At 45.1% G+C, this 21,135-nt stretch carries 18 protein-coding genes and 2 tRNA genes; 3 read left to right on the top strand and 17 right to left on the bottom strand.

Annotated elements, in window-relative coordinates; genetic code table 11:
• Positions 1 to 7: 7 nt before the first annotated feature.
• The 15 genes from nlpI to rlmE all read right to left on the bottom strand — a co-directional run bounded on the left by nlpI (position 8) and on the right by rlmE (position 16,167).
• Complete coding sequence (gene nlpI / locus L9Q40_RS18540; RefSeq protein ID WP_498794180.1) at positions 8 to 925, bottom strand: lipoprotein NlpI; 918 nt, start codon at positions 923 to 925, stop codon at positions 8 to 10.
• A 198-nt stretch (positions 926 to 1,123) separates the two neighbouring features.
• Positions 1,124 to 3,259, bottom strand: a complete 2,136-nt coding sequence (pnp, locus tag L9Q40_RS18535; RefSeq protein WP_014232881.1) for a polyribonucleotide nucleotidyltransferase — start codon at positions 3,257 to 3,259, stop codon at positions 1,124 to 1,126.
• A 333-nt stretch (positions 3,260 to 3,592) separates the two neighbouring features.
• Positions 3,593 to 3,862: a 30S ribosomal protein S15 gene (gene rpsO / locus L9Q40_RS18530; protein ID WP_014232882.1), complete on the bottom strand. Its 270-nt coding sequence runs from the start codon at positions 3,860 to 3,862 to the stop codon at positions 3,593 to 3,595.
• Between the two features lie 148 nt (positions 3,863 to 4,010).
• A complete protein-coding gene (truB, locus tag L9Q40_RS18525; protein WP_014232883.1) occupies positions 4,011 to 4,955 on the bottom strand; it encodes a tRNA pseudouridine(55) synthase TruB in 945 nt (314 codons plus the stop codon).
• Positions 4,955 to 5,350: a 30S ribosome-binding factor RbfA gene (gene rbfA / locus L9Q40_RS18520; protein ID WP_014232884.1), complete on the bottom strand. Its 396-nt coding sequence runs from the start codon at positions 5,348 to 5,350 to the stop codon at positions 4,955 to 4,957. The genes truB and rbfA overlap by 1 nt, the downstream gene beginning before the upstream one ends.
• Positions 5,351 to 5,464: 114 nt before the next feature.
• The gene (gene infB, locus L9Q40_RS18515) at positions 5,465 to 8,179 is read right to left on the bottom strand and encodes a translation initiation factor IF-2 (RefSeq protein WP_014232885.1); all 2,715 of its coding nucleotides are present in this window, start codon (positions 8,177 to 8,179) and stop codon (positions 5,465 to 5,467) included.
• Positions 8,180 to 8,199: 20 nt separating this feature from the next.
• A complete protein-coding gene (gene nusA / locus L9Q40_RS18510; RefSeq protein WP_020333905.1) occupies positions 8,200 to 9,687 on the bottom strand; it encodes a transcription termination factor NusA in 1,488 nt (495 codons plus the stop codon).
• Between the two features lie 36 nt (positions 9,688 to 9,723).
• Positions 9,724 to 10,179 carry a ribosome maturation factor RimP gene (gene rimP, locus L9Q40_RS18505; RefSeq protein ID WP_005456065.1) on the bottom strand — a complete coding sequence of 152 codons (456 nt, stop codon included), beginning with the start codon at positions 10,177 to 10,179 and terminating at the stop codon, positions 9,724 to 9,726.
• A 226-nt stretch (positions 10,180 to 10,405) separates the two neighbouring features.
• Positions 10,406 to 10,482 (bottom strand) — tRNA-Met (locus L9Q40_RS18500).
• 56 nt (positions 10,483 to 10,538) lie between these two features.
• A tRNA-Leu gene (locus L9Q40_RS18495) sits at positions 10,539 to 10,622 on the bottom strand.
• Positions 10,623 to 10,638: 16 nt separating this feature from the next.
• Positions 10,639 to 10,977 (bottom strand): preprotein translocase subunit SecG, encoded by a 339-nt coding sequence (secG, locus tag L9Q40_RS18490; RefSeq protein ID WP_014232888.1) that lies wholly within the window; start codon positions 10,975 to 10,977, stop codon positions 10,639 to 10,641.
• Positions 10,978 to 11,202: 225 nt separating this feature from the next.
• The gene (gene glmM / locus L9Q40_RS18485; protein ID WP_498794179.1) at positions 11,203 to 12,543 is read right to left on the bottom strand and encodes a phosphoglucosamine mutase; all 1,341 of its coding nucleotides are present in this window, start codon (positions 12,541 to 12,543) and stop codon (positions 11,203 to 11,205) included.
• Between the two features lie 20 nt (positions 12,544 to 12,563).
• Entirely contained in the window at positions 12,564 to 13,397 is an 834-nt protein-coding gene (folP, locus tag L9Q40_RS18480; protein WP_498794178.1) for a dihydropteroate synthase, read from the bottom strand.
• Positions 13,398 to 13,449: 52 nt separating this feature from the next.
• Positions 13,450 to 15,429, bottom strand: coding sequence for an ATP-dependent zinc metalloprotease FtsH (gene ftsH, locus L9Q40_RS18475; RefSeq protein ID WP_498794177.1), 1,980 nt, complete (start codon positions 15,427 to 15,429; stop codon positions 13,450 to 13,452).
• 108 nt (positions 15,430 to 15,537) lie between these two features.
• Positions 15,538 to 16,167, bottom strand: a complete 630-nt coding sequence (gene rlmE, locus L9Q40_RS18470) for a 23S rRNA (uridine(2552)-2'-O)-methyltransferase RlmE (protein WP_014232893.1) — start codon at positions 16,165 to 16,167, stop codon at positions 15,538 to 15,540.
• 138 nt (positions 16,168 to 16,305) lie between these two features.
• Between rlmE and yhbY the strand changes: the two genes are divergently transcribed.
• Positions 16,306 to 16,602, top strand: coding sequence for a ribosome assembly RNA-binding protein YhbY (yhbY, locus tag L9Q40_RS18465; protein ID WP_005380066.1), 297 nt, complete (start codon positions 16,306 to 16,308; stop codon positions 16,600 to 16,602).
• Positions 16,603 to 16,678: 76 nt separating this feature from the next.
• Here the strand turns inward: yhbY and greA are convergent, their stop codons facing one another.
• Entirely contained in the window at positions 16,679 to 17,152 is a 474-nt protein-coding gene (gene greA, locus L9Q40_RS18460; protein ID WP_014232894.1) for a transcription elongation factor GreA, read from the bottom strand.
• Between the two features lie 535 nt (positions 17,153 to 17,687).
• Here greA and L9Q40_RS18455 point away from each other — a divergent pair.
• Positions 17,688 to 18,707 carry a porin gene (locus L9Q40_RS18455; protein WP_020333911.1) on the top strand — a complete coding sequence of 340 codons (1,020 nt, stop codon included), beginning with the start codon at positions 17,688 to 17,690 and terminating at the stop codon, positions 18,705 to 18,707.
• 193 nt (positions 18,708 to 18,900) lie between these two features.
• Complete coding sequence (gene dacB, locus L9Q40_RS18450; RefSeq protein ID WP_014232896.1) at positions 18,901 to 20,322, top strand: serine-type D-Ala-D-Ala carboxypeptidase; 1,422 nt, start codon at positions 18,901 to 18,903, stop codon at positions 20,320 to 20,322.
• Here the strand turns inward: dacB and L9Q40_RS18445 are convergent.
• On the bottom strand, positions 20,301 to 21,135 hold an 835-nt coding region (locus L9Q40_RS18445; protein WP_498794175.1), incomplete at its 5' end, for a magnesium transporter. The genes dacB and L9Q40_RS18445 overlap by 22 nt on opposite strands.

Genomic DNA, 21,135 nt, shown 5'->3' with positions numbered 1-21,135 from the left:
CTTTAGACTAGTTCTCTGATTGTTGCTCGGCTTTCAGCTTAGCCATCCTGTCCTGCTGCAACTGCTCATAAATCTGAGCTAACTCGAGAAATGAGTACCGATGCTCTACGTAATCATAAACGTTGAAGGATATCGCCAATTTATACAGTGATATTGCACTTGCCAAATCGCCTTGCAACTGATGACGCTTCCCTAAGTAAAAGTAAGTCTCCGTGAGTCGCTCAGCAAGACGGTAGTTCTCTCGTGTACCATCCATGATCAATTTCAGCGCTTGCTCATCTGAAACGTCACGCAGCATAATGGCCACTAAGACCCATCCCCACTCTTCACTTCGATCTCGTTGATAGTGCTTCTTCAGGTTCGCTTTCGCTTGCTCCGGATCCTGTTCAGCTTCAATGATGTAAAGCCACAACGCACGAAATGGATCACTTGGCATCTCTTCGTAGTGCTTATTCATGTCTTCCAGAGCGAGTTCAATCCGGCCGCCATAATACAATGCGATGGCACGGTTTCTTTCAGCATACGTGTTATCAGGAGCCAGCTCTAAGGTTGAATCAAAGGCTTCATAAGCGGCATCAAACTCTCCAACCTGAGTAAAGTAAACCCCTAATAGATTGAAGATATCAGGTTGAGCAGGGTTCAATTGTAAAGATTGGTTGAAATCCAAACGAGCAAGGTCACGTAAGCCAACACTGTCATAGTAATTGCCGCGCTCATAGTGCATTTTTGCACGAACTTCATCACTCAGATCAGGGCGCTGAAGCAGCTGAGATAAACGCGCAATTTGCACCTCTTGCTGCACGCTAGGTTGCAGAGGTACCGCCATTGGTGGGTAAACCCACTGCATGGCCGATTGCTGAGAAGTATTTGCACAACCGGTCAGCGCGATAGCAACACATAAACTTGCGGTTTGAAACCATTTCACTAATTGATACTCCTAATTTGGACTGCTCCGAGTCTGTTTCTCTTATGCCTTATCTTTATATGCAATAGTAGAATAAATTGCCTCACCTGAGGGTAAACGCCTCGAAACAAAACAAAAAAAGGGGAGCAAAATTGCTCCCCTTTTATAGCATGCTTTCAGGCCCTTAAGCTAATAAAAGACCGAAAGTCGAGTATTAGATTACTCGTCTTTAGCAGCAGGTGCTTCAGCCGCTGCTTCTTCAGCTGGCTTTTCTACTGCTTCTTTCATGCTTAGACGTACACGTCCCTGACGGTCGATTTCAAGAACTTTAACTTGAACTTCCTGACCTTCAGTTAGGTAGTCTGACACTTTCTCAACACGTTTTTCTGCAATTTGAGAAATATGCACTAGACCATCTTTACCTGGAAGTACTGTTACGAATGCACCAAAGTCCGCCAGACGTGCCACTTTACCAGTGTAGATACGGCCAACTTCAACTTCAGCAGTGATCTCTTCAATGCGACGGATTGCTTCTTTCGCTGCTGCGCCTTCAGTCGCTGCAATTTTGATCGTACCGTCGTCTTCGATTTCGATAGTTGTACCTGTCTCTTCAGTTAGAGCACGGATAACTGCGCCACCTTTACCGATAACGTCTTTGATCTTCTCAGCGCTAATCTTCATTGTATGAATACGCGGAGCGAACTCAGAGATATCATCACGAGCACCAGAAATCGCTTCATCCATTACAGATAGGATGTGCTTACGTGCACCTTGTGCTTGGTTAAGCGCAATTTGCATGATTTCTTTAGTGATACCTTCGATCTTGATGTCCATTTGAAGTGCAGTAACACCAGTGTTAGTACCTGCTACTTTAAAGTCCATGTCACCTAGGTGGTCTTCGTCACCAAGGATGTCAGAAAGAACAACGAAATCGTCGCCTTCTTTAACAAGCCCCATTGCGATACCCGCAACAGAAGACTTGATTGGCACACCAGCATCCATAAGAGCCAGAGAAGTACCACATACAGAAGCCATTGAAGATGAACCGTTAGATTCAGTGATTTCTGATACAACGCGAACTGTGTATGGGAACTCGTCAACAGATGGCATTACTGCTGCGATACCACGCTTAGCTAGTTTTCCGTGGCCGATTTCACGACGCTTTGGAGAACCTACAAAACCAGTTTCACCTACACAGTATGGAGGGAAGTTGTAGTGTAGTAGGAAGTGATCTTTACGCTCACCTGTCAGCTCATCAATGATTTGCGCGTCACGCTGCGTACCAAGAGTTGCTGTAACGATCGCCTGAGTTTCACCACGAGTGAATAGAGCAGAACCGTGAGTACGTGGAAGAATACCAGTACGTACGTCTAGCGCACGAACCATGTCTTTCTCACGACCATCGATACGTGGGTTACCCGCGATGATGCTACGACGTACAACTGTCTTCTCTAGGTCATGGAAGATAGTGTGGATTTCTTTCGTGTCCGCTTCTGGATCTTCAGCTAGTAGCACTTCGTTAACTTCTGCTGCGATCGCGTGGATACGGTCGTAACGAGCCATCTTCTCAGTGATTTGGTAAGCTTCAACAAGCTTAGCTTCTGCTAGTTCAGCAATCTTGTTCTTAAGTACTGTGTTCTCTTCTGGAGCAACCCAATCCCAAGCTGGAGTTGCAACTTCAGCTTTAAATTCGTTGATTGCGTTGATCACAACTTGTTGTTGATCGTGACCGTAAACAACCGCTGCTAGCATTTCTTCTTCAGTTAGGTTGTCAGCTTCTGACTCAACCATCAGTACTGCAGACTCTGTACCCGCAACAACAAGATCCAAACGAGATGCATCTAGTTCAGTTTGGCTTGGGTTAAGAACAAGTTGACCGTCGATGTGACCAACACGTGCTGCACCGATAGGACCATTAAATGGAATACCAGAGATAGCTAGTGCCGCAGAAGTACCAATCATTGTTGGGATATCTGGTTGAACGTCAGGGTTTACAGAAACAACCGTAGCAATAACTTGTACTTCGTTTTTGAATGCATCCGGGAATAGCGGACGGATTGGACGGTCGATTAGACGAGCTGTTAGCGTTTCGCCTTCAGATGGACGACCTTCACGCTTGAAGAAACCACCAGGGATTTTACCTGCAGCGTAAGTACGCTCTTGGTAGTTTACTGTTAGAGGGAAGAAGTCTTGACCAGCAACTGCTTCTTTCTTACCTACAACTGAAACGAATACTGCTGTATCGTCCATTGTAACCATAACTGCTGCTGTAGCTTGACGTGCGATAACGCCAGTTTCTAGAGTAACCGTGTGGTTACCGTACTGGAACGTTTTAACAACTGGTTTTTCGAACATTGTTATTCCTTGTTTCTAAACGCGCTGACAATCAGCCGCTTAGGTGTGTTAATAAACACTCAAGGCATTACGAATCGCGACTAGTGAAAAGAAACTCAAACAAATTTCTTTTTAATAGCCGCGACCTTTTGGTCGACGAGGTTGACTGTAATGCAAAGAGTTTAGTGAAAAATCTGATGTACTGTTCTAAACAGTGACCATTCACTTATCTAGAACCGCATCAAAAGATTAAGCCGCCAGTATTATAACGGCTTAAGGATGATTTGGCTAAATTTAGGCAACAAAAAAGGGGCATAAAGCCCCTTTTTCGACAAACTGCTAAGCAGTCGCTGATTAGCGACGTAGGCCTAGACGCTTGATTAGGTCTTGGTAGCGAGCTAGGTTTTTACCTTTTAGGTAATCTAGAAGCTTACGACGACGAGAAACCATACGTAGAAGACCACGACGGCTGTGGTGATCGCCTTTGTGCGCTTTGAAGTGACCTTGTAGGTGGTTGATAGAAGCTGTAAGTAGAGCTACTTGAACTTCTGGTGAACCAGTGTCGCCTTCAGATTGTGCGTATTCTGCTACGATTGCTGCTTTAGTTTCTGCATTCAGAGACATAATTCTCTCCTAATAAGAGTAAGTTAATATTTGTGCCAGCCAATCTCTGATTCAGCCGACACGAGAAGCGCGAATTATAGGGAAGTTTCTGCATTCACGCAATAAAAAATACCGACGCTAAGGCCGGTATTTTTCAAGTAGTGCGAAATTACTCTTCGTCACGAAAAACCACCAAACGTTTTGGTGCGATTTTTCCGTCGTTGTTCATCTCGCCAACGCCGATGAATAAGCGCTCTTCTCCCATGGTAAGGCGAAGAGAACCTTCGGTAGGAGCACCACTTACTTGAACCGGTTGACCATGTTGAACCATGTCCGCAAGCTCTGGTATCAGGTTCACTTCTGGTAGATCTTCTACCGCTGTATCCATTGGCATAAGCAGCGGATCCAAAAGCTCACGTGGCGCGACCTCTTGGCGGTGTGCTTGCTCCAGTAACTCATTAAGTTGCTCAAGCGTAACCATCTTCTCATATGGGTACTTAGCAACACCAGTACGGCGAAGCATAGTGACATGAGCGCCACAGCCTAACATTTCACCAAGGTCATCGACGATGGTTCGAATGTATGTACCTTTTGAACAGTGTACTTCCATCTCGACTTCATCACCTTCAAAACGATGAAGGATGATTTCGTAGACCGTGATTTTACGAGATTCGCGCGGAACTTCGATACCTTTACGCGCATACTCGTACAACGGCTTACCTTGGTATTTCAACGCTGAAAACATTGAAGGTACTTGATCCGATTCACCACGGAATTTGTCAATGCACGCTTCTAGCTTCTCAAGATCCACATCGACCGGACGAGTTTCTACGACTTCACCATCAGAATCTGATGTGTTGGTACGTTCACCCAGTTTCGCGATCACTCGGTAGCGTTTGTCTGAATCCAATAGGAACTGAGAAAACTTTGTTGCCTCTCCCAAACAAATCGGCAACATGCCCGTCGCTAGAGGATCCAATGCACCCGTATGACCCGCTTTTTCAGCAAAGTAAATGCGCTTCACTTTTTGCAACGCATCATTAGATGAGATACCTGTCGGTTTATCTAACAGGATAACGCCATTGATTGGACGACCTTTACGACGACGAGCCATTATTCTTCGTCCTCACGACCAGAATCTTTTTGCTTTTGCTTATCTGCACTAACCACTTCAGACACAAGGTTAGACATGCGCATACCTTCAACAAGAGTGTTGTCGTAGTGGAAGCGAATTTCTGGAGTAAGGCGCAGACGAATACGCTTACCTAGCATCATGCGAATATGCACTTCATGCTCACGGAGCGCTGCTAGACATGATTCTGGAGTTTGCTCGCCTACACATAGGAAAGTAACGAAGACTTTGGCATAAGCAAGGTCACGAGATACTTCAACATCTGAAATAGTAACCATACCCAAACGTGAATCACGAACTTCACGCTGCAGGATCATGGCAAGTTCTTTTTGCAGCTGCTGTGAAACGCGCTGCGTGCGGCTAAATTCTTTTGACATATCTTTTCTCTTATATAGAAAGAATGGGGGGTTGGTCTAAGCCAGCCCCCCATGGTGTATTCAACAACCAATTACTACTTATCTATCAAAGACAATATGAGTAATCTTAGTCAATTAGTCTAGAGTACGTTTGATTTCAACGATTTCGAATACTTCGATTTGGTCGCCAACGCGAACATCGTTGTAGTTCTTAACGCCGATACCACACTCGTAGCCATTCTTAACTTCTTGAACGTCATCTTTAAAGCGACGTAGTGACTCTAGTTCACCTTCGTAGATAACAACGTTATCACGTAGAACACGGATAGGGTTATTACGCTTAATCAGACCTTCAGTAACCATACAGCCAGCGATTGCGCCCAGTTTCGGTGACTTAAATACGTCACGTACTTCAGCAAGACCAATGATCTCTTGCTTGAATTCTGGAGCAAGCATACCGCCCATTGCCTGTTTCACTTCGTCAATCAATTGGTAAATGATTGAGTAGTAACGTAGGTCAACAGCTGCAGCTTCAACCGCACGACGAGCAGATGCATCAGCACGTACGTTAAAGCCTAGAATGATTGCATTTGAAGCTTCTGCTAGTACTACGTCAGTCTCAGTAATACCACCAACACCTGAACCAACGATGTTCACTTTAACTTCGTCAGTTGACAGTTTAAGTAGTGAGTCTGCGATAGCTTCAACAGAACCTTGTACGTCTGCTTTCAGAACTACGTTCAATTCAGCAACTTCACCAGCAGTCATGTTAGAGAACATGTTCTCTAGTTTAGATTTCTGCTGACGAGCAAGTTTCACTTCACGGAACTTACCAGCACGGTAGTTTGCAACTTCACGCGCTTTACGCTCGTCACGTACTACTGTTGCTTCGTCACCTGATGCAGGCACACCAGAAAGACCTAGGATCTCAACTGGGATAGACGGGCCAGCTTCTGTGATTTCTTGACCTAGTTCGTCACGCATTGCACGAACACGACCGTATTCCTGACCACAAAGAACGATATCGCCTTTGTTTAGCGTACCAGACTGAACAAGTACTGTTGCTACTGGACCACGACCTTTATCTAGACGTGATTCAACAACTACGCCAGATGCCATGCCTTCTTTTACTGCTGTAAGTTCTAGAACTTCAGATTGTAGAAGGATTGCTTCTAGTAGACCGTCGATGTTTGTACCCTGTTTTGCAGAGATGTGAACGAACATGTTCTCACCGCCCCACTCTTCAGGGATTACGTCGTATTGAGCTAGCTCATTCTTAACGTTGTCTGGGTTAGCATCTTCTTTATCGATCTTGTTCACTGCAACAATCAAAGGTACGCCTGCCGCTTTCGCGTGCTGGATAGCTTCTACTGTCTGTGGCATGACGCCATCATCTGCTGCAACAACAAGTACAACGATATCTGTCGCTTGAGCACCACGAGCACGCATTGCAGTAAACGCCGCGTGTCCAGGAGTATCAAGGAACGTGATCATGCCGTTTTCAGTTTCAACGTGGTATGCACCGATGTGCTGAGTAATACCACCCGCTTCGCCTGAAGCAACGTGTGTACGACGGATGTAGTCCAGTGTTGATGTTTTACCGTGGTCTACGTGACCCATGATAGTTACAACTGGAGCACGAGGAACCGCTTCTGCATTCGTGTCACGGTCAGATAGAACCGCTTCTTCTAGCTCGTTTTCTTTACGAAGAACAACTTTGTGACCCATTTCTTCAGCCACAAGCTGAGCTGTTTCTTGATCGATAACTTGGTTGATAGTCGCCATTGCGCCCATCTTCATCATCACTTTGATAACTTCTGTTGCTTTCACAGACATCTTGTTAGCAAGTTCTGATAGGACGATAGTTTCACCAATCACAACATCTTGTTTAGCAACTGTTGCTGACTTATCAAAGCCATGCTGCATTGATGTTGGCTTAGCTAGCTTGCCTTTACGACCGCCTTTACCGCCACGTTGGGTACGACCACCATTGCGAGCTTGATCATCCTTTTGAGAAGGTTTTTTCTTCTTCTTACGACGACCAGCTTCTTCTTTGCGATCTGCTTCATCTTCCGCTTCACGTGCGTATCGTGAAGTCGTTACATGGTAATCTGTATCTTCCATATCACCCTTTTTCTCTTCTGCAGCAGACCAACGCTCTTTATTCTTTTCAGCCAATTCGCGAGCTTCTTCAAGCTTGCGCTGACTTTCCTCTTCAGCCTTACGCTTAGCTTCTTCTTCCTGACGACGTTTAAGCTCGTCGGCCTCTTTTCGCGCTGCTTCTTGCTTAATTTTCTCTTCAGCATCACGTTTCGCTTTTTCTTCAGCTTCACGTTGTGCATTCGTATCAACGTCTCGTTTCGCTTTTTCTTCAGCTTCACGTTTCGCTTTTTCTTCAGCGTCACGTTTTGCAGCTTCTTCAGCTTCACGTTTTGCAGCTTCTTCAGCTTCACGCTTTGCGGCTTCTTCAGCTGCGCGTTTTGCTGCTTCTTCTGCTTCACGTTTTGCCGCTTCTTCAGCGTCACGTTTCGCTTCATCTTCAATTGTGCTGCGCTTCACGTATGTACGTTTCTTGCGCACCTCAACCTGAACATTCTTACTCTTACCACCACCCGCGTTCACACTAAGTGTACTACGAGTTTTACGCTGTAGCGTAAGGCGAGTAGGCTCTGAATCACCAGACTTATCACCGTGTTCTTTTTTCAGATGAGAGAGAAGCTGCTGCTTCTCTTCATCAGTAACATTGTCAGAGCTCGCCTTTTTAATGCCAGCGTCAGCAAGTTGTTCAATCAAGCGGTCGACTGGCGTACCAATCTCATCACTCAGTGCTTTAACTGTTAATTGTGTCATGCCGCTTCCTCCTTGCTGAATTATGCTTCTTCGCCGAACCAACAGATGTTACGTGCGGCCATAATTAGCTCACCTGCACGCTCTTCGGTCAGGCCTTCAATACCTTCTAAATCGTCAATGCCTTGGTCAGCAAGATCTTCAAGTGTTGCTACACCTTTTGCTGCCAATTTGAATGCCATTTCACGCTCAAGACCTTCAAGTCCTAGTAGATCTTCTGCCGGCTCCAGACCTTCAAAAGACTCTTCTTGCGCTAATGCGATTGTTGTTAGTGCATCTTTCGCACGACCACGTAGCTCTTCGATTAGCTCTTCATTCAGGCCATCGACTTCAAGTAGCTCGTTTACTGGTACGTAAGCAACTTCTTCTAATGTTGAGAAACCTTCTTCAACAAGTAGCTGTGCGAAGTCCTCTTCGATATCAAGGTACTTCATGAAGTTTTCGATAGACGCTTGTGATTCTTCAGCGTGTTTCTTCTGAAGATCAGCTACTGTCATTACGTTCAGTTCCCAACCAGTTAGCTGAGACGCAAGGCGAACGTTTTGGCCATTACGACCGATAGCTTGTGCTAGGTTATCTGCTTCAACCGCGATATCCATTGCGTGCGCATCTTCATCAACGATGATAGATGCAACATCAGCTGGAGCCATTGCATTGATTACGAACTGAGCTGGGTTATCATCCCAAAGTACGATATCGATACGCTCACCGCCAAGCTCGCCAGAAACCGCTTGTACACGTGCACCACGCATACCAACACACGCACCAACAGGGTCAATACGCTTGTCGTTAGTTTTCACTGCGATCTTCGCACGAGAACCTGGATCACGCGCCGCGCCTTTAAGCTCGATGATGTCTTCAGCGATTTCAGGAACTTCAACACGGAATAGCTCTGCTAGCATTTCAGGCTTAGAGCGAGTGATGAACAGCTGGAAACCACGCGCTTCTGGAGCAACCTTGTACAGAAGACCACGAACACGGTCACCTGGACGGAAGTTTTCACGAGGAAGTTGGTCATCACGTAGGATTACCGCTTCTGCGTTGTTACCTAGGTCAAGTACGATAGTGTCACGGTTTACTTTCTTAACAACACCAGTGATTAGGTCACCTTCGTTATCAATGAACTGCTCAACGATTTGTGCACGCTCAGCTTCACGAACTTTTTGTACGATAACTTGCTTAGCAGTTTGAGTCGTAATACGGTCAAACGTTACTGATTGGATCTCGTCTTCTACGTAATCGCCTAGCTCAACTGACTCATCGTCATATTGTGCAGCTTCTAGAGAGATCTCTTTGGTTGGGTTTTCAACATTGTCTACCACCAACCAGCGACGGTAAGTCACGAATTCACCCGTTTTACGGTCAATAGCAACACGTACGTCGATTTCGATTTCGTATTTTTTCTTTGTAGAAGTTGCTAGAGCAATCTCAAGAGCTTCAAAGATACGCTCACGAGGTACCGCTTTTTCGTTCGATACCGCTTCTGCTACCGCTAAAATTTCTTTACTCATTGTATTTAGCCTCTAAGCTTAAACTTTTTTAGGGAACTAAAATTTAGGGATCAGGTTAGCTTTTGAAATATTACTTAAAGCAAACTCTTCTTGCTGGCCTTCAACAGTAACTGTCACTGTTTCGCCATCAACGCCATGGATAATACCTTTCCACTTGCGACGGTTTGCTACAGCCATTTTCAAAACGATGCTGACCTCGTGACCAATAAATTGCTCGTAATGTGCTGCTTTGAAAAGCGGTCTTTCTAAACCTGGAGAAGACACTTCTAGGCTGTAAGCAACCGAAATTGGATCTTCAACGTCTAATACCGCACTTACTTGGTGGCTAACTTCTGCACAGTCGTCCACGTTAATGCCATTTTCATGGTCAATATAGATGCGTAGCGTTGAGTGCGCGCCTGCTCGAATGAATTCTAATCCAACCAACTCATAGCCCGACGCCTCAACAGGAGCTTCAAGCATTTCAGTAAGTTGTCTTTCTAAACCAGTCATTTAAACCACTCCAGAAACAAAAAAAGGGCTCAGAGCCCAATCAAAAAACCAAGCAACAATCTGAGATATTTAAAAAACTCAGATAACAAAAAACCCCGATAGTCGGGGTTTTATGCTGCTGGACCCTGATACGTTAAGAATAGATAAGAAAGCTATTCTTAACTCGTAGTGTGGTTAGTACTACGCAAACTTGCCAAATCTCGATTTCTTATTCAAAGAAAGAGATTGGTTGCGGGGGCCGGATTTGAACCGACGACCTTCGGGTTATGAGCCCGACGAGCTACCAAGCTGCTCCACCCCGCGTCCGACTTGCTGAGCATTATACTCGCAAACAAGTGATTTACAAGTTTGTAAATACATGGTGCCGAGAGAGGGACTCGAACCCTCACACCAAAGGCACTAGCACCTCATGCTAGCGTGTCTACCAATTTCACCATCTCGGCATCAAAACCTTGCAGCTTATTGAGGAATCTCATCACCAGCAGGTGCTGGAACTTCACTCGCTGCGTCCTTAACTTGTTCAACAACTGGTTGACCTAACGTTGGGTCTACCCATTGAGACTCAGTCTTGTGCGTAGACATACGACCAAGTAGCAAGCTAATGACAAAAAATACAGTTGCTAAAATAGCAGTTGTTCGGGTTAAGAAATTACCTGAGCCGCTAGCACCAAACACTGTGTTTGAAGCACCAGCACCGAACGAGGCTCCCATATCTGCGCCTTTACCTTGTTGAATCAACACAAGGCCAATCACACCAAGCGCCGCCAACAGGTAAATCACAAGTAGAACTGTAAACATTTTTTCCACCTATGTTCCAAATTGTTGAGCCAGCGCCGCCCAAAAATAATCAATCTTATTAAATGAACAAGGCTAGCGACCTCCTAACGGGAGGCGGTGCAATACTAGCGAAAGCCATTAACGCTGACAAGGGAAAATTAGTAAAAAAACAACGTCCGTGAGCCGAACGCTCAAAAAAAGGGCAAAAAATACCCTTTTCTTTCACTCAATAAGTTAAAGCAATGATTAGAAACTTGCTTTTACCGCTTCAGCAATCTTCAATGCTGAGCTCTGCACAAGTTCCGCATCTTCGCCTTCGACCATGACGCGAATGAGTGGCTCTGTACCCGACTTACGCAGTAGCACTCGACCTTTATCGCCTAATTCAGCTTCTACTTCAGCAACAGAGTCCAATACGGCTTTTGCTTCTAGTGGATTGATATCGCCAGAGAAACGAACATTTTCCAGAACTTGCGGGTATAGCTTCATTCCTTGAGAAAGATCGTATAACGACATATCGCTACCAATAATTGAAGCAAGTACCTGTAAGGCAGCAACAATTGCATCACCGGTTGTGACTTTATCAAGCAGGATAATATGGCCAGAGTTCTCAGCACCAATCTTCCAACCTTTCGCAAGTAACTGCTCCATAACGTAGCGGTCGCCTACCGCAGCACGCACAAACGGAATACCTAACTGCTTCAGGCCGTTTTCCATACCCAGGTTAGTCATCAGCGTACCAACAACACCACCTTTTAGCTCACCACGGCGTAGTGCATCTCTGGCGATGATGTAAGCAATTTGGTCACCGTCTATTTTATTACCTAAATGGTCAACCATGATCAGACGATCACCATCGCCATCAAACGCTAACCCTAAGTGCGCTTGCTCTTCTACCACACGCTTTTGCAACGCACGTACATCCGTCGCGCCAACTTCATCATTGATATTCGTGCCATTAGGCTCAACGCCCATCGCAATAATTTCTGCGCCCAGCTCTTTAAATACATTAGGAGCGATGTGGTAAGTCGCGCCATGTGCACAGTCAACCACAATTTTAAGGCTTGAGAGAGTCAGCGCAGAAGGGAACGTACTTTTGCAAAACTCAATGTATCGACCCGCCGCATCGTTTAGACGCGTTGCTTTACCCAGCTCAGCCGACTCAACACATTCAATCTCTTTATCCAGTTCCGCTTCGATCGCAAGTTCAATATCGTCCGGCAATTTGGTGCCTTCAGAAGAGAAAAACTTGATGCCGTTATCGTAGTAAGGGTTATGAGATGCCGAGATCACAATCCCTGCTTCTGCTCTGAATGTTTGGGTTAAATAAGCAACGGCTGGCGTTGGCATTGGACCAGTAAACGTCGCTTTAAGACCTGCGGCCGCTAAACCCGCTTCTAGAGCAGATTCCAACATGTAGCCAGATATGCGAGTATCTTTACCGATAATCACTTTTTTTGTGCCTTGTTTCGCTAGTACGCGACCAGCCGCCCAGCCAAGTTTCAGTACGAAATCGGGAGTGATTGGATATTGTCCAACTTTGCCACGCACACCATCTGTACCAAAGTAACGTCTTTTATCAGACATAAACTTTCCTTTGTTATTTTTTAAATATTGTTCTTCGTCATCTCAACAACTTTCATCGCTTCAAGCGTTTCTTCAAAGTCGTGTACTCGAATGATCTGTGCACCTTTCATCGCTGCAATTGTGGCACAAACGACGCTGGCGTTTGCGCATTCTGCCGCAGGCTTATCCAACAATTTGAAAATCATCGACTTACGAGATAGGCCAGCTAATATAGGTAAACCAAATTTATGAAACTTCTCAAGATGAGCCAGCATATGATAATTGTGTTCTATGGTTTTGCCAAAGCCAAAACCAGGATCAAGAATGATATTTTCACGAGCAATACCTGCCGCTTCGCATACTGCCATTCGCTCAGCTAAAAACTGCTCCACTTCCTGCATGAGATCATCATATTGCGGGTTCTGCTGCATGGTCTTTGGTTGACCTTTCATATGCATGATGCAAACCGGTATGTTTGCTTGAGCAGCGACTTCCAAAGCGCCGGGCTCGGTCAGAGAGCGAATGTCATTGATCAGATCCGCTCCGGCTTCAACGGACTGGCGAATCACTTCGGCTTTGCTGGTATCGACTGAAATCCACACATCTGGGTAGTGAGCTCTGATCGCTCTGACGACGGGAATGACTCTTTCCAGTTCATCTTCCAAAGTGACTTCAGGTGCTCCCGGTCGGGTCGATTCACCGCCAACATCAATAATGCTGACGCCTGCTTTTATCATTTTCTCAACGCGTGCAAGCGCTAAATCTAGAGAATTGAACTTGCCCCCATCAGAGAAGGAATCTGGCGTGACGTTGAGAATGGCCATTACGTGTGGACGAGAAAGGTCCAGAGATTTGTTTTTTACTTTAATAATCATAATAAATACAAAAACCCCGAGCGAACTCGGGGTTTATCAATATCAACAATAGTTATTCAGAATCTTTCTTTTCTGGTGCGTCAGCTGAAGCCGCTTCTTGGGAAGTAGACTGCTCTGCATCATTATCTGCATCAGCCTTTTTCTCTTCCTCTTTTGCTGCAGGCGCAGCTTGCGGTTTATCATCAACCTGAGTTTTGTTTGAAGGGTTATCCCCCCAACCTGCAGGTTCACGGATCTCAGCCTTACGTTCCATTAGGTCGTCGATTTGGTGCGCGTCAATGGTTTCATACTTCATTAGCGCGTCTTTCATCGCATGCATGATATCCATGTTTTCTTGCAAAATCTTTTTCGCTCGGTCGTAGTTGCGATCGATAATTTGGCGAACTTCGTCATCGATTAGCTTAGCAGTGTCATCAGACATGTGTTTTGTCTGAGTTACGCTACGGCCTAGGAACACTTCACCTTCATCTTCTGCATACAGTAGAGGACCAAGTTTTTCCGAGAAGCCCCATTGCGTTACCATTTTACGAGCAATCTCTGTTGCACGTTCGATGTCGTTAGAAGCACCTGTTGATACTTTATCCGCACCGTAAATCAACTCTTCCGCAAGACGGCCGCCGTACAAGCTAGAAATCATCGATTCTAGATGCTGGCGAGACATACTTACACGGTCTTGCTCTGGCAGGTACATTGTCACACCTAGTGCACGACCACGAGGAATAATCGATACCTTATAAACCGGATCATGCTCAGGAACTAAACGACCAACAATCGCGTGACCTGCTTCGTGGTAGGCTGTTGACGCTTTTGTCTCTTCCGACATAACCATTGAGCGACGTTCTGCACCCATCATGATTTTGTCTTTCGCCAGCTCAAACTCAACCATAGATACGTTGCGTTTGTTGCCACGAGCAGCAAATAGCGCCGCTTCGTTAACTAGGTTTGCTAAGTCAGCACCTGAGAAGCCTGGTGTACCACGTGCAATTAGAGAAGGCTCTACATCACCCGCTAGAGGTACTTTACGCATGTGAACTTTAAGAATCTGCTCACGACCACGTACGTCTGGTAGACCTACGACTACTTGACGGTCAAAACGACCAGGACGTAGCAATGCAGGGTCAAGAACGTCTGGACGGTTAGTAGCAGCGATAACGATAATACCTTCGTTGCCTTCAAAGCCATCCATTTCAACCAGCATTTGGTTCAGTGTCTGTTCACGTTCATCGTGACCACCACCTACACCAGCACCACGCTGACGGCCTACCGCATCAATCTCATCAATGAAGATAATACAAGGCGCTGCTTTCTTCGCTTGTTCGAACATGTCACGCACACGAGATGCACCAACACCAACAAACATTTCTACGAAATCGGAACCTGAAATTGTAAAGAATGGTACTTTGGCTTCACCAGCAATCGCTTTAGCAAGCAACGTTTTACCAGTACCTGGAGGACCAACCATCAAAACACCAGTTGGGATCTTACCACCCAGCTTCTGGAAACGGCTTGGATCACGCAGGTAATCAACCAGTTCTTTTACGTCTTCTTTCGCTTCATCACAGCCTGCAACATCTGCAAACGTGGTTTTGATCTGTTCTTCGCTCATCATTCGAGCTTTGCTCTTACCGAAAGACATGGCGCCTTTGCCGCCGCCACCTTGCATTTGACGCATGAAGAAAATCCATACACCAATCAGTAAGATCATTGGGAACCAAGAAATAAAGATAGTGCCGAGCAAGCTTTGCTCTTCAGGAGGCGTACCTTGCACTTTCACGTTTTGGTTAATTAGATCATCAAGAAGCTTTTGGTCATACACTGGCATGTAAGTGACCATTTTGGCACCACCGCCACGACGAACGAAGCTAATCTCACCGTCTTTAAAAGTTGCTTCTTGAATCTGGCCTTGGCCAACTTCCTGTACAAACGTGGTATAATCCACGGTTCTGCCATTACTTTCTCCAGGGCCAAAGCTCTGGAATACCGACATCAATACGACAGCGATAACAAGCCACAGAATTAAATTTTTTGCCATGTCACTCAAGGTGTAAGCCTCTCGATAACTAATTGTAATTAAAGGTAGGGTACTACAGTTCATTAACTGTAGCCATAGTGTTAACACGCTCTTAGTAGAGCAAAATGGTTAACCTTTGTAACCAGTGGCTACTACAAAGACCTCTCGAGAGCGAGCTCGCGATGAGTCTGGTTTTCTGACTTTTACGACTTTAAACATGTCTCGGACTTCTTTCACGTACTGATCGAAGCCTTCACCCTGGAAAACTTTAACAACAAAGCTACCATTAGGCGCTAGAACTTGTCGACACATATCTAAGGCCAATTCAACTAAATACATAGCTCTAGGTTGATCGACCGAGTTATTGCCAGCAATGTTAGGTGCCATATCAGACATTACTACATCTACCATCGATGGCTGGATTCTTTCTAACAAAGCGTCTAATACCGCATCATCACGAAAGTCACCTTGTAAAAAGCTTACACCAGCAATCGGATCCATTGGTAACAAATCACACGCAATAATTTGTCCACTATCTCCTACTATTTTAGCAGCATACTGGGACCAACCACCTGGAGCTGCACCCAAATCGACCACAGTCATACCTGGTTTTAACAGCTTATCTTTGGTTTGTATTTCATCAATTTTGAAATAAGCACGTGAACGGTAACCTTTTTTACGAGCTTCGTTCGCGTATTTATCATCAAAGTGTTCTTTCAACCAACGACCAGAACTCGCCGAATGTTTTTGTTTACTCATTTTAATCCTAACAAGGCACAAATAGGAGCTATTGTTTTAATAGGCGCAACCTATTACTCAATAAATTATAGTCTTCAGCAATAGATGGCGTTAAAATAGCTTTTTTCAACCCTTATTTTAAAGAAAATTGGCCGCGTAATGAACCTAAGCACCAAACAAAAGCAGCACCTAAAAGGCCTGGCTCACAGTTTAAAACCTGTTGTGCTAATGGGCGCAAATGGACTTACAGAAGCCGTGCTAGCAGAAATTGAAATCGCTCTAAACCATCACGAACTGATCAAAGTAAAAGTTGCTTCAGAAGATCGTGAGACAAAACAGCTAATCATCGACGCTATCGTACGTGAGACGGGCGCAGAAAAAGTTCAGACTATCGGTAAAGTACTTGTACTGTACCGCCAATCTGAAGAGCGTAAAATCGAAATCCCTCGTAAGTAATCACTACTTACGTTGCTGAAGAAAAGGTCGCCAATGGCGACCTTTTTATGTTTATAGACAGAGTGATGCTTTGTAATTACAGATACTCAACTCGGTCAATTTCAAAATCTTTTGCGCCACCCGGGGTTTCGATAACCACCTCGTCACCTTCCATTTTGCCAATCAAGCCACGAGCAATTGGGGAGCTAACAGAAATACGACCCGCTTTGATGTCAGCTTCATCATCGCCAACAATTTGGTAGGTTTTTTCTTCGTCAGTATCGACATCAATCAAAGTCACAGTTGTGCCAAAAATCACTTTACCTGTGTTTTCCATCTTAGTGACATCAATAACCTGTGCGACAGACAGCTTGTATTCGATATCGCGGATCTGCGCTTCACAAATCCCCTGCTCTTCACGAGCAGCGTGGTATTCAGCATTCTCTTTTAAATCGCCTAGCTCACGAGCTTCTGCAATCGCTGCTGAGATTTGAGGACGTAACTTAAGTAGACGATCTAATTCTTCACGTAGCATCTGTTCGCCACGTAGTGTCATTGGAACTTTTTCCATTATATAACCTCATGCCCAAGTCTATTTTGGACAAAAAAACCCTACCCTGTCTGTTGACTGGGTAGTGCGTTTGAAGATGTGTTTTATCTAGTTTAAACAAACTCAGGGGCGAAATCACCCTAATTCGATATCGAGTGTCGCTATGCAACCCGCGCATAATGATGCTCGTCACTGTTTAGTTTAATTATTATTGCAATTTATTGAAAAACAACACAGTTCATTAAAGAAAAAACCTCAAAAAACATAAAATCTAATCAACTCTCAATAATCAGATAAAAACAAAAATCACTTAAATATCATAAATATAAATTAACAATCAAACCAATCGAACAGTGTTCACTATCCAAATTTATATCATTTTACTAACTCACCATGAAACTTTAGCGGTAAAACGTGTCCAGCAAGTTGTTCGATCAAAGACTTACCAGCGCGATGTCTTCGTTTACTAGGTACTTCTTTGAGACCAATAGCTTCTGAGAGAGAACCTCTCCCCCATACAACAATGAATTATGGACAGCTAACTAGGACAAATAAGATGAAAAAGACTCTAATTGCTCTTTCTGTATCTGCAGCAGCAATGGCAACTGGCGTAAACGCAGCGGAACTTTACAACCAAGATGGCACTTCTCTAGAAATGGGTGGCCGCGCTGAAGCACGTCTATCTATGAAAGACGGCGACGCTCAAGACAACTCTCGCATCCGTCTAAACTTCCTTGGCAAACAGCAAGTAAGTGACAACCTATACGGCGTTGGCTTCTGGGAAGGTGAGTTTACTACTGCTGACTTTGACGAAAATGGCAAAGACATCAGCGGCGAAGACTCTCTAGACACTCGTCTTGCATACGCTGGTCTAGGCGGCGCTTGGGGTGAGTTCTCTTACGGTAAAAACGAAGGTGCGCTAGGCGTTATCACAGATTTCACAGATATCATGGCTTACCACGGTAACTCAGCAGCTGACAAACTAGCAGTGGCTGACCGTGCAGACAACATGATGTCTTACAAAGGTCAATTCGAGAACCTAAGCGTTAAAGCAAGCTACCGTTTCGCGGACCGTGTAGAAAACGCTAACGGTGACTTCTCAGACAACGACCAAGACGGTTACTCTCTATCTGCAATCTACGCAGTAGCAAACACTGGCCTTGAGCTAGGTGCGGGTTACGCAGATCAAGACGAAGCTAACGAGTACATGCTAGCAGCATCTTACACTATGGGCGATCTATACTTCGCTGGTGTATTCACTGACGGTGAGAAGATGACTGACGATTTTGCAGGTACGGTTGACTACACAGGTTACGAACTAGCAGGTGCTTACACTGTTGGTCAAACTGTGTTCACAACATCGTACAACAACGCAGAGACAAACGACGAAACTTCTGCAGACAACATCGCTATTGACGCGTCTTACTACTTCAAGCCTAACTTCCGTGGTTACGTTTCATACAACTTTAACCTAATCGACTCTGGCGACAAGTTTGGTTCTACTGGTACTAAAACAACAGCAACTAAGATCGATGCAGAAGACGAGCTAGCTCTAGGTCTACGTTACGACTTCTAATTCCAGTCTTAGACTTGAATCCTCAATGCCCGCATCTTGCGGGCATTTTTTATCGTCAGTTAACAAACCGTGCCCTTCATTTCCTTATTATTGTCTCATTAATAATTGATGAGAAAACCATTTCTCCTTCACCTAGCATCTTGGGGGAACTTGGATATACTCAACTACATAACTCACGTCAGAAAGTGTCTCTATGCGTTTACGTTGGTCCCTATTTTTCCTTTCACTGCTATGTCCGTTAGCCACACAAGCATACCCACATCAAGAGGTGCTACCTGAAGGCGCACGGATTAGTCTGGTTGCTGAAAAACTCACTGATAATGCAGAGCTTTCTGGTATTCACCCTACCGAGCAGCTATTTCCACCAGCCAGCACGCTCAAGATAGTGACCGCTTTAGCAGCCAAGTTGGAACTGGGTGATAGCTTTAGATTTCGTACTAAACTAGAAGCCTCTAAATCAGATGCAGTGATCACCTTTGTTGGCGATCCAACGTTACAAACCAAAGATTTAAAAGACCTTCTAACCCTCGCGAAAAAGAATGGCTTAAAACGTATTGAAGGTGACTTGTGGCTCGATAACAGCGTGTTTACTGGTTATAACCGCGCCGTCGGATGGCCATGGGATATTCTTGGTGTGTGTTATAGCGCTCCAGCGTCCGCCATCACACTGAATAAAAATTGTGTACAAGCATCCATTTATACACAAAAAGATGGTGGAACTCGGGTGTTTGTTCCCGAACATCAACCAATCCATGTAAAAAGCTCTGTAGAAACGGTAACAAGGGCCGTTCAGAAAAGTCGTCACTGTGATTTAGACCTTCTGCCCAACCCTGACAATCGTTATGAGTTAAATGGCTGTCTCGTCGCAAGAGAAAAGCCGTTACCTCTAAAGTTCGCGGTCCAAGACCCTGAAATGTATACCAGCAAAAAGATCGCAACGCTGCTTGCTCAACTCAATATTGAACTTAAAGGCAGAATAAAGGTAGGTTCCGCCCCTAAGAAACAACGTAAACTATTCGCACTGCATCAGTCTCAGCCATTGTCTGTTTTACTGGATCAGATGCTAAAACGCTCAGACAACCTGATCGCCGATACGCTGACTAAAACTCTTGGCGCGAAGTTTTTTGTTCAACCCGGCAGTTTTGTCAATGGAACTGAAGCCATAAAACAAATCATCTTCGCGAATACAGGGGTCGACATTCGACAAGCACGTTTGGAAGATGGGTCTGGGCTTTCGAGAAACAATCGAATATCCGCAACCAAAATGGCAGAGATACTGCGCTACATCTGGAAGAATGAGAAACAGCTCAACCTTATTGCAATTATGCCAAAGTCAGGGGAATCGGGTACGCTTCAGTATCGACAAAGCATGCGTAATGCACCTATTAAAGGACAACTGATCGCCAAAAGTGGTTCGTTATATGGGACTTACAATATGGCGGGATATGGGCTAGATAAAAACGGCAAGCCGAATACTATCTTTGTTCAGTTTGTCTCTGATTACTTCCCAGAAAAAAGGGACGGAAGCAAGCCTGCTGTCGCCCCTATTACTAGCTTTGAAAAGTTATTTTATAGCGATGTTGTGAACTTTAGTCAGGCGATGCCTAAGAAGTAGTTCACTACCGTGAAGTAAATCCACATCCCTGATATATCGACGATTGAAGCAAGCACGGGGCTCACCAACACGGCTGGGTCCAAATTGCATGCTCGCGCTATGATAGGCAGTAGACCACCAAGCGTGGTCGAAATTGTTACTTGGATAAACAGAGCCACAGCGATCGCTAATGCTATGTCTACCAAATCAAATCCGCCATTAGGTTGTCCGCCACTAAACAGCAGAATTCGGCCGACCATCACAATAGCGATGGCTAGAGCGAGACATAACGCGACTCGGCTTTCTTTCCAAAGTACCGCTAACCACTGGCGTTTTTTCAGCTCTCCTGTTGCGAGAGCCCGAATAACCAAGGTTGCAGCCTGTGTACCAGTATTGCCGCCAGCAGCAGCAATAACAGGCATATAGACGGCAAGTAAAACCAGTTGGCTCAACGTATCTTCATATTGAGCGATGATCAATCCCGATACGATACCGAGTAAAGCAAGAGCAATTATCCAGCCAATACGTTGCTTCACATGCTCAAATACGCCAGCAGACAAATAACCATCTGGCGTATCCACTTCAGAAATATGCAAACCCAATTGGTGCGCATAATGACGAGCACGCTTGTCATGCCCCGCTTGCTCTAACTGAGCAATAAGGCTGTTCACATAAGCAACGGAACAGTGTTGTAAAATCCCCACCGCCTCGTCAATAGGCATGATAGAGAGTAACTGCAGTTGCTTATCTCGCTCGTACTGCAAAAACGCATTGCGAGCCGCACCAATTTCGACTGCAGAGAAGTTTGGTGTTGTTTCAATAAAAGTGTTGTTC

It is taken from the genome of Allocatenococcus thiocycli (assembly GCF_921292965.1).
Taxonomy (GTDB): Bacteria; Pseudomonadota; Gammaproteobacteria; order Enterobacterales; family Vibrionaceae; genus Vibrio; species Vibrio natriegens.
The sequence above is the reverse complement of the archived record's forward strand: the minus strand, read 5'-3'. Positions and strand labels throughout refer to the sequence as shown.

Bases quoted from the DNA above. Each gene is read 5' to 3' on its own strand.
- pnp (WP_014232881.1), bottom strand. From the start codon at position 3,259: ATGTTCGAAAAACCAGTTGTTAAAACGTTCCAGTACGGTAACCACACG.
- rpsO (WP_014232882.1), bottom strand. From the start codon at position 3,862: ATGTCTCTGAATGCAGAAACTAAAGCAGCAATCGTAGCAGAATACGCA.
- truB (WP_014232883.1), bottom strand. From the start codon at position 4,955: ATGGCTCGTCGTCGTAAAGGTCGTCCAATCAATGGCGTTATCCTGTTA.
- rbfA (WP_014232884.1), bottom strand. From the start codon at position 5,350: ATGTCAAAAGAATTTAGCCGCACGCAGCGCGTTTCACAGCAGCTGCAA.
- infB (WP_014232885.1), bottom strand. From the start codon at position 8,179: ATGACACAATTAACAGTTAAAGCACTGAGTGATGAGATTGGTACGCCA.
- nusA (WP_020333905.1), bottom strand. From the start codon at position 9,687: ATGAGTAAAGAAATTTTAGCGGTAGCAGAAGCGGTATCGAACGAAAAA.
- rimP (WP_005456065.1), bottom strand. From the start codon at position 10,179: ATGACTGGTTTAGAAAGACAACTTACTGAAATGCTTGAAGCTCCTGTT.
- secG (WP_014232888.1), bottom strand. From the start codon at position 10,977: ATGTTTACAGTTCTACTTGTGATTTACCTGTTGGCGGCGCTTGGTGTG.
- glmM (WP_498794179.1), bottom strand. From the start codon at position 12,543: ATGTCTGATAAAAGACGTTACTTTGGTACAGATGGTGTGCGTGGCAAA.
- folP (WP_498794178.1), bottom strand. From the start codon at position 13,397: ATGATTATTAAAGTAAAAAACAAATCTCTGGACCTTTCTCGTCCACAC.
- ftsH (WP_498794177.1), bottom strand. From the start codon at position 15,429: ATGGCAAAAAATTTAATTCTGTGGCTTGTTATCGCTGTCGTATTGATG.
- rlmE (WP_014232893.1), bottom strand. From the start codon at position 16,167: ATGAGTAAACAAAAACATTCGGCGAGTTCTGGTCGTTGGTTGAAAGAA.
- yhbY (WP_005380066.1), top strand. From the start codon at position 16,306: ATGAACCTAAGCACCAAACAAAAGCAGCACCTAAAAGGCCTGGCTCAC.
- greA (WP_014232894.1), bottom strand. From the start codon at position 17,152: ATGGAAAAAGTTCCAATGACACTACGTGGCGAACAGATGCTACGTGAA.
- L9Q40_RS18455 (WP_020333911.1), top strand. From the start codon at position 17,688: ATGAAAAAGACTCTAATTGCTCTTTCTGTATCTGCAGCAGCAATGGCA.
- dacB (WP_014232896.1), top strand. From the start codon at position 18,901: ATGCGTTTACGTTGGTCCCTATTTTTCCTTTCACTGCTATGTCCGTTA.